Consider the following 7,919-nt stretch of genomic DNA (forward strand, 5'->3'; position numbering starts at 1 on the left):
GTCGCGCCGTCGCTGGGGGCCGTGGTCGGTGTGCCGCTCGGCGGGATCGTCGCGACCGGCGTGCTCCCGCACGCGGTGCCGCTCTCCGCGATGGCCCGGCACCGGGCGGCCTCGCTGCGCAGGGTCGACACCTTCGTCATCGCGTCGTGCAGGTCACGGGCGGGGATGGCGGTCTGGACCGAGCCCTGGATGTCGACGGGCAGCTCACTGACGGGGATCTCGCTGCGCAGCTCGACGTGGTGCAGCGAGATCGGGCCGAGGTCCTGCCAGACGCCGCGGAAGACCGTCACCCGGCCCTGATCGGCCGCGATGAAGTACTGCGACTGCGACCAGGCGTAGGCGGCATACCCGCCGGCGACCAGGACGGCGAGCACGACCAGGCCGGCGATGCCGCGCCGGAGCCCTCGCCGCCGGCGCGGGTCGTCGGTCGCCTCCTCGGCGAGCTCCACGTCCTCGCCCCTGGGGGCCTCCTCGCCGGTCGCCTCGCGGGAGAGGGCCGCCGCCTTCTCGGCGGGGGTGGTCGGGATGGCCCGGGTGCGGGCGCGCAGCCGGTTCTGGGCAGCGCCGACGACCTGCGGGGTCGTCGAGGTCAGGTCACGGTCGGAGGCGACGACGTCGGCGACGATGACGGTGACGTTGTCGCGGGTGCTCGCCTTGAGAGCGACCTCGATGCACCGGTCGGCCGCGTCCGCGGGGGCCACCGCCTCCCGGAGGATCTCCTCGATGACGTCGGCGCCGACGAAGTCGGACAGGCCGTCGGAGCACAGCAGGAACCGGTCGCCGACCTTCGCCTCGCGCAGCGACATGTCCGGCTCGTCGTCGGGCTGGCCGGTCATGACGCGGGTGACGACCGAACGCTGGGGATGCCGGCTCGCCTCCTCGCGGGTGATCCGTCCCTCGTCGACGAGCTGCTGGACGAACGAGTGGTCCTTGGTGATCTGGGTGAAGGTGTCGTCGCGCAACATGAATGCTCTCGAGTCGCCGATGTGCGCCATCGCGACCTTGTTTCCGGCCCGCAGCACCGCGATGGTCGTCGAGCCCATCCCGCGGAGCTCGTCGTTCTCGCGGATCGCCTTGGTGAGCCGCGTGTTGGCCCGGTGCAGCGCCTCCTCGAGCCGCGCGATGGCCTGGTCGGCGCCGATCGCCTCGTCGTCGAGTGGGGCCAGCTCTCCGACGATCATCGACGACGCGACGTCGCCGGCGGCGTGCCCGCCCATCCCGTCGGCGAGGACGAGCAGGTGCGGGCCGGCGTATCCCGAGTCCTCGTTGCGGGACTTGGGCCCGAGGCCGAGGTCGGACCGTGCGGCGAAGCGCAAGGCGATGGGCACGCGATCAGCCCCGCAGCTCGAGGACGGTCTTGCCGATGCGCAGGCTCGAGCCCACCTTGACGGGGCGCGGGGTCGTGAGGCGCTCGCGGCCGAGGTAGGTTCCGTTCGTCGAGCCGAGATCCTCCACCGCCCACCCGTCGCCGTCGGGATAGATGCGGCAGTGGCGGCCCGAGGCGTAGTCGTCGTCGACGACGAGGGCGCACTCGGGGTTACGGCCGATGAGCACGCCGGAGCCGCGCAACGGCAGCGAGGTTCCGGCGAGCGGCCCCTCGGTCACGACGAGGTGGGTCGGTGGACCACCCCGGCGCCGTTTGCGACCGCGGGGCGGGGCGTCGGGCTGGGGTGCCGCGGCCGGTGCGGGCGCGGCTGCCGCTTCTTTCCGGGCCGCCCGGCGGGCCTTGCGGCTGCCGCGCCGCGAGACGGTCGTGCCGTAGAGATCGGTGCGGAGCACGCCGACGATGCTGAAGATGAAGATCCACAGCAGTGCGAGGAGGCCCAGCCGGAGCAGGGTGAGGGTCAGCACACTCATTCGCCGCTGCTCACCGACGCCCGGCGCGGAAGGTCGCCGACGTCCGGCCGAGGGTGATCCGGTCGCCGTCCTCGAGACGCTGTGTGGTGATGCGGTCACCGTTGACGAACGTGCCGTTGGTCGAGTTGAGATCGCGGATCGAGGTGACCAGATGGGGCCCGTCGTTGGTCACGCGGACCTCGCTGTGCCGCCTCGAGACGCCCGCGTCGTCGACGACGATGTCGGCGCTCTCGTCGCGGCCGATGACGGTCAGGCCGCCGAGCAGCGGGTACCGGTCGCCGGCGATGTCGAGCCACGGCCGCGCCGACGGGCTCACTCGGGCCGGGCGGGGTGCGGCGGGTTGGTCGACGGCGGTGGGCCGGACCGCGGGCGCGTTGCCCGCACCTTCGGATCGCGCTGGCGTGCGGCCGGGCTCGGGCCCGGGGTCGACGCGCTTGGCGGTGGCCGGGCGGACCCGGAAGACGCCGGTCTCGAGGCCCTCGCCCTGCACCAGGGTCACCCGCACCGGACCGTGCGGCTGGTAGCCCTGCGACTCGGCGTGCTCCTGGGCGGCTGCGACGAGGTCCTCGGCCAGCTCGTCCTCGTAGTCGCCGAGCCGGCCGTAGTCGGTGGTGCTCAGCTCGATCGTGTAGAGGTTGGGCACCATGGCCCGGCCGTGGCCGAGCAGGGCGGCCCGGTCGTCCATGGCGCGCCGGATCGCCGATGCGATCTCGACCGGCTGGACCTCGGACCGGAAAGCCTTCGCGAAGGCACCGTGGACAGCCTTGGCGAGCCCGTGCTCGACGCGGTTGATGATTCCCACGGACAGCTCCTTCTCGATCATGGGGCGCTTCATGGTAGCCGGGCCGCGGGGGCGGGTGCCGATCCGCAGCGGCAGGACCCGGGGTCTGCCCGGGCAGGCCTGATGCTGTGTGGTTCGTCCTCGGCGGGCAGGATGAGACGATCTGCAGCGGGACAGCGGTCAGCGAGGGAGCGTTCGATGAGCAACGACACGACGGACCAGGGCCGGCGCCACGGCGGCGACGGGCAGGTCACGCAGGAGACCGGCCTGCCGGGCTATCCGTCCAACACATCCGTCCCGAGCGGCTTCCCGCTGCCCCTGCCACGGACCGGATCCGCATGGACCAAACGGCCCGCCGAACGTGTGGCGAGCGATGAGGCTGCCGAGGGCACGCGCGGTGAGGAGCCCGACGGCCCCGGCGAGCCCGGCGAGCCCGGCGACCGCGACGAGCCCGGCGATCCTTGGTCGAACACGTGGAGCGAGGCCGACTGGGCCGAGCTCACGACGTCGGCGCCTGAAGCCGATGCCGGCGCCGACGTTGCCGATGCGCCGGTGCACGTCGAGGAGACGTCGACGGTGCAGCTGCGTTTCACCGGGTCGTCCTGGCGCCTCGCAGGCGCACCCGACCGTTCCGACGGCGCCCCTGCCACAGCCGACGCCCCCGATACAGCCGGTGCCCCCGATACAGCCGGTGCCCAGGACATCGCCCGTGTCGCCCACACTCCCGACACGGCCTCCGAAACCTTCGACACCGTCGACGCGGCTGCGCGCCTCGGTACCGCCGACCCCGAGCCGGCCACCGCGACCCCGCACGCGACACCGGAGGCGAGCTCGGCGGCATACCCCATCGAGGCGACCCCGAGGGGACCGCACGCCGACGAGCTCGTCGCGGCGCGCTCGAGGGGGCAGCGCCAGCGGATGAAGGCCGGCTCCGGGCTGCGGCGCGCCCTCGGGCTGGGTCCGAGCCGGGCCGAGCTGCTCGAGCGAGAGCGGGTCGATCGCATCGTGCGGCCGGTGGACGGGCGCCGCACGATCATGGTCATCAACACCAAGGGCGGCGGCGGCAAGACTCTCGTCACGCTCATGCTCGCGTCCTATCTCGGCCGCTACCGGTCCGGGTCCGTGCTCGCGTGGGACAACAACGAGACCGAGGGGACGCTCGGGATGCGCGCCCCGTCGCAGACCCACCACCGCACGGTCGTCGACCTGCTCGCGGGCTTGCCGCAGCTCGCGGACGACCCCAATGCCGGCACGTCCGAGCTCGAGCACTGGGTCCGTGACCAGCGAGGGATCGGTTTCGACGTGCTCGCGTCGGCCGACGACGACGAGGCGATGCGGATCATCGGCGAGCAGGAGTTCCAGGACCTGCACACCCAGCTGTCCAGGTTCTACCCGATGATGGTCATCGACACCGGCAACAACCGACTGTCTCCCAACTGGCTCGCCGCCGCCGAGCGCGCCGACCTGCTCGTCTTCGCGACCTCGCTCAAGGACGACACCTCCGTCGTCGCGGCGAAGAACCTGGACGCCCTCGTCGCGATGGGCCGAGAAGAGCTGGTACGCAACTCCATCTGCGTCATCTCGCACACCTCTCCGAGGGCCGACCCGAGCACCGGCGTCCACACCCGCGAGCACTTCGAGCAGTGGGTGCGGGCCGTCGTCGACATCCCGTACGACCCGGTGCTCGCACCGGGCCTGCAGGTCGACCCGCTGAGGGTCGGCAAGCGTACCCACGAGGCGTGCCTGGAGCTGGCCGCCGTCGTCGTCGACGGCCTGTAGGTATGCCGTCCAGCCCCGCTCGCACGCCCGCTCCATCGGATGGGCGCCGCGTTCGGAACAGGTGTCGAACTCACCAGCCACATCGCGGTGCGCCCGGTGCCAGGTCATGCATCAGGTCAGCTCTCGTCCACCTCTGCTGCACCACCGGTGCGGTTCGGGACTTGACGGGTGAGCGTCACGGGCGGATGTGTTCCGGGTCGGATCGGCGGTCTCCTCGGCCCGGTTCCGAGTCTCGTCGCAGGTCATATCACTCGCCGGCCAGCCCGTAGTGCTCACCACCGCCTCACGTTGCGACATGACAGGTGACCTGACCCGCGACATGACGCGAAGATGGTCAGGTTTGCGACCTGGCCTGGCCAACTCTCGGTCTCGTCGCAGGTCATGTCACCCGGCATCCGGCCGTCGTGCTCACCACCGTCTCACCTTGCGACATGACAGGTGACCTGACCCGTGACATGAGGGCGCTGCGCTCGGCTGGTGATGCCCGCAGGCTCCGGTTTGGCGTTCCCGGGGCTCATGCAGCAAACTTGGGCACTGTCACGCGCGAGTGGCGGAACGGCAGACGCGCTGTCTTCAGGTGGCAGTGTCCTAATGGGCGTGGGGGTTCAAATCCCCCCTCGCGCACCCACACTCACAGGTAGTTGCGTGAACTACCTGTTCGGTTCCCGAGACTCCCGGCCGGAGCTGATCCGGTCGGGAGTTTCGTCGTTCTGCGGTCGCAACTGACGGCTCGGCACTCCGCTGGCATCGTTGCGTAGGTCTCCGGGCCTGGTCGTGCATCGCGAGCAAGTTGTCGGCAGGCTGGCGCCATCGGCTCGGGTTGGGTCATTGCCGTTCATCTTCTGAGTCACATCCCGTCGGTCAGGGCTCGGCGTCGCGGTGGAGCGTCGGGGACGGCTCGGACTCAGGGGTGAGCGCCCGGGGGAAGCTCCTTCGCGATTTTCGATCCGGACGCCTGATCCGCGCCTGACCCATGTCGCCGCGATTCGCCTGCTCTCCACCAAGTGACGGCATCTTGAGAAAGGTCGTCAGTGACGACGAAGGGAGTGCATGATGGCAGTCTTGTGCTGTACGGAACGTCCGACGAGGTACGCCGCGCGCTACGCATGCAGGCGGCCAGGCACGGTCGGAGCACCGAGGCGGAGGTGCGCGAGATCATCGCCGCTGCCGTCGTTCCGGCGCAGCGGCTCCTGCTTGGCGACGCGCTCGCCACGCTCGGCCGGGAGCTCGCGTTGAGTGATGACGACATCGCCGCCCTCGACGCGGTGCGCGACCGGACGCCCGCCACTCCACCGACGCTGCCGTGATTGTCCTGGGCACCTACCACAACTGGAGTCCCCTTACGGTCTCCAACCCCACTGCCCGTCGGCCGCGTTCGAATCCTTCGAACGCGACTCGTGCTCCCGCTGGTAGGTCCGTGGCCTGGTCCGGCCTGGTCCGGGCCTCGGCCGGCGCGTCATGTGATTCGTTTCCGTTCCCCGACCTATGACGGCTACCCCCACAACCGGCGGGGTGTCTCAGCCCCAGACATGCCTGACAACCGGGCGGCGGACTAGCGGACACAAGCCCACAGGCAGGCATGCCAGGGAGCCCCAAGTTGCCGGTAGAGGTGATCCGGGAAAGTCTGTGGCTATGTCGTGGCTTGGTGCTGGGGTGGTCTCGCCGTGGCCGGATCCGCCGGAGAGCTATCCCCGGTGCATGCGAATGGAGCAGGGACTTCGGTGGCTGATCATCGCCGTAGCTGTCGGGATGTTCGTTCCACAGTTCATCGGCGCTGTCCAGACGGGTCAGGGCGCCTCGATTGTTCTCTTTGCCGCAGTTGTCGGCTCTGCGCTTCTGCTCTTTGCATTTCGGTTGACGTCGCGGCTGGGCGCTGGCTTGTTGCTGCTAGGCGCCTGGACCGCTCCGATGCTCGAGTTCACCCCGGGGTCCAACGGCCCAGCGTATGTGCTCAGTATCGCCGTCTACGTCACCATGGCCTCGTTCCACGTTCAGACGGCGATGACACTGCTAGGTGTCTGTTTCGCCGCCTTCCTGGCTGCCACCATGATTGTCCCCGGCGACAGCGTCTGGCTATCGGTCGACCACGTCGTGGTGAACCTGGCGCTGGCCTACGCCGCGTCCATCTGCATCGCAGTCCTCCGGGGGCAGGTGGCCCAGATGGACGAGGCTCGGCGCGCCGCCATCGACCAAGACCTGATGTCGCACTTTGTCGCCGAGGAGATGCGCCGGCGTGAGGAAGCGCGGCGAATCCTGCACGACAGGGTCCTAGCGACGCTGTTGCGGATTGCGGAGTTCGGGGTGATCGAGCCGGAGTCCCTGCGGCGTACGATCAGCGAGCTTGGCACGGCGACGGGTGAAGCTCGACCTGAGTATGTCGAGGCGACCACCCTCGTGGCAGTGGTAGACGACGTGCGGGTCGATCATGCGGTTCCCTCGGCTGATATGACCTTAGCCAAGGCCCAGGACTGGCCGCCCTTGAGGCCAGACGTCGCGGCCGCTGTTGCCCGGATACTGGGCGAGTTGGTTCGCAACGCGAAGCGGCACGGGGATGGCGGTGGTATCACCATTGCCCCCTCCTTCAGCGAGGGCCGCTTCAGCGTGAGCGTAACGAACGCGCAAGCAGCTCAAGGCCGTCAATCTGGCGGGTGGGGTTGGCGGAACTCGGTCGCGGCACAGGTGGACGCCCTCCGTGGCGTGGTGACACGCCGGCGTGCCCACGGCCGGGTGGTCGTCACGGTCAGTTGGCCGGCTGATCGTCATGAGAAGGCCAGGGGCGCCCAGGCCGTCTACGTGGAAACCGTGGGCCTTTCCCCGACGGGTTTCAGTCGGCTCATGCAGACCCTGTGGCCAGTGCTCTGCATGCATACCTACTTGGCCATTCGCCACACGGAGCTCACCTCATTCTGGGCCGTGCAGCCCATTGTCGTCATAGCCCTGTGGCTGGTGACATGGACCGTGCTGCGGCAGGTCACGGCTGGTCTTCCCGCCACGTCGCAGTGCCGGGTTTGGGGCATAGTGATCACAGCGGCGGTCGTGGCCTCTGTGGTGGTCGCTGGCATACCCTCACTGCGGACCTTCGCCTCATGGGCAATCGGTATGGGCAGCGTGCCCTTGGTGGCCATCGCCTTCGTCAGCCCACCGGGCCGAGTGGCCTGGCTGACGCTGCCGCTCAGTGCCTTCGTTGTCATAGCCGTCGTGACCGACCCCGCGGTAGGTCTGTCCGCAGGTGCCGGTGCTGTTGCTGCCACCCTGATCCCGTGGGTTGCTCTGGCCTTCGGAGCGGTTATGCGCGCCATGAACCGGCAGGCGGAGGCCGCTGAGGCGATGCTTCATGAGCGCGTCTCAACACTCCTGTCGCGTATGGCCAAGGGTCGATCAGACGAGGTGCTGCTTCGGACCCGGACGCTGGTCCTGCCCCAATGTCCGTGACTTTGGTGTTGATGTGGTCTAGGGTCCGGGTGTGGCTGGAGCGACTCGTGAGGCAAGAGCGGCTGGGGAA

At 69.5% G+C, this 7,919-nt stretch carries 6 protein-coding genes and 1 tRNA gene; 4 read left to right on the plus strand and 3 right to left on the minus strand.

What is annotated here, in order from left to right; translation table 11 throughout:
• The 3 genes from L0H79_RS18780 to L0H79_RS18790 form a co-directional block, all read right to left on the minus strand.
• Window positions 1–1,328: PP2C family serine/threonine-protein phosphatase (locus L0H79_RS18780; RefSeq protein ID WP_301486170.1), on the minus strand; the 1,328-nt coding region annotated here is incomplete at its 3' end.
• A 4-nt stretch (window positions 1,329–1,332) separates the two neighbouring features.
• Window positions 1,333–1,857 carry an FHA domain-containing protein gene (locus L0H79_RS18785; protein WP_301486171.1) on the minus strand — a complete coding sequence of 175 codons (525 nt, stop codon included), beginning with the start codon at window positions 1,855–1,857 and terminating at the stop codon, window positions 1,333–1,335.
• A 10-nt stretch (window positions 1,858–1,867) separates the two neighbouring features.
• On the minus strand, window positions 1,868–2,659 hold the full coding sequence (locus L0H79_RS18790; RefSeq protein WP_301486175.1) for a DUF3662 and FHA domain-containing protein: 792 nt from the start codon (window positions 2,657–2,659) through the stop codon (window positions 1,868–1,870).
• 177 nt (window positions 2,660–2,836) lie between these two features.
• Here L0H79_RS18790 and L0H79_RS18795 point away from each other — a divergent pair, with 177 nt between their 5' ends.
• The 4 genes from L0H79_RS18795 (at window position 2,837) to L0H79_RS18810 (ending at window position 7,849) form a co-directional block, all read left to right on the plus strand.
• Window positions 2,837–4,417, plus strand: coding sequence for a hypothetical protein (locus L0H79_RS18795; RefSeq protein ID WP_301486172.1), 1,581 nt, complete (start codon window positions 2,837–2,839; stop codon window positions 4,415–4,417).
• A gap of 541 nt (window positions 4,418–4,958) precedes the next feature.
• A tRNA-Leu gene (locus tag L0H79_RS18800) sits at window positions 4,959–5,041 on the plus strand.
• Window positions 5,042–5,448: 407 nt separating this feature from the next.
• Window positions 5,449–5,724 carry a hypothetical protein gene (locus tag L0H79_RS18805; protein ID WP_301486173.1) on the plus strand — a complete coding sequence of 92 codons (276 nt, stop codon included), beginning with the start codon at window positions 5,449–5,451 and terminating at the stop codon, window positions 5,722–5,724.
• Window positions 5,725–6,115: 391 nt separating this feature from the next.
• Window positions 6,116–7,849 carry a hypothetical protein gene (locus tag L0H79_RS18810; RefSeq protein ID WP_301486174.1) on the plus strand — a complete coding sequence of 578 codons (1,734 nt, stop codon included), beginning with the start codon at window positions 6,116–6,118 and terminating at the stop codon, window positions 7,847–7,849.
• Window positions 7,850–7,919: the final 70 nt, after the last annotated feature.

Origin of the sequence: Intrasporangium sp., assembly GCF_030452765.1 — a bacterium.
Classification (GTDB): Bacteria; Actinomycetota; Actinomycetes; order Actinomycetales; family Dermatophilaceae; genus Intrasporangium_A.

What these genes read in the sequence shown, in the direction of transcription:
- L0H79_RS18785 (WP_301486171.1), bottom strand. Translation starts at nt 1,857, where the DNA reads ATGAGTGTGCTGACCCTCACCCTGCTCCGGCTGGGCCTCCTCGCACTG.
- L0H79_RS18795 (WP_301486172.1), top strand. Translation starts at nt 2,837, where the DNA reads ATGAGCAACGACACGACGGACCAGGGCCGGCGCCACGGCGGCGACGGG.
- L0H79_RS18810 (WP_301486174.1), top strand. Translation starts at nt 6,116, where the DNA reads ATGCGAATGGAGCAGGGACTTCGGTGGCTGATCATCGCCGTAGCTGTC.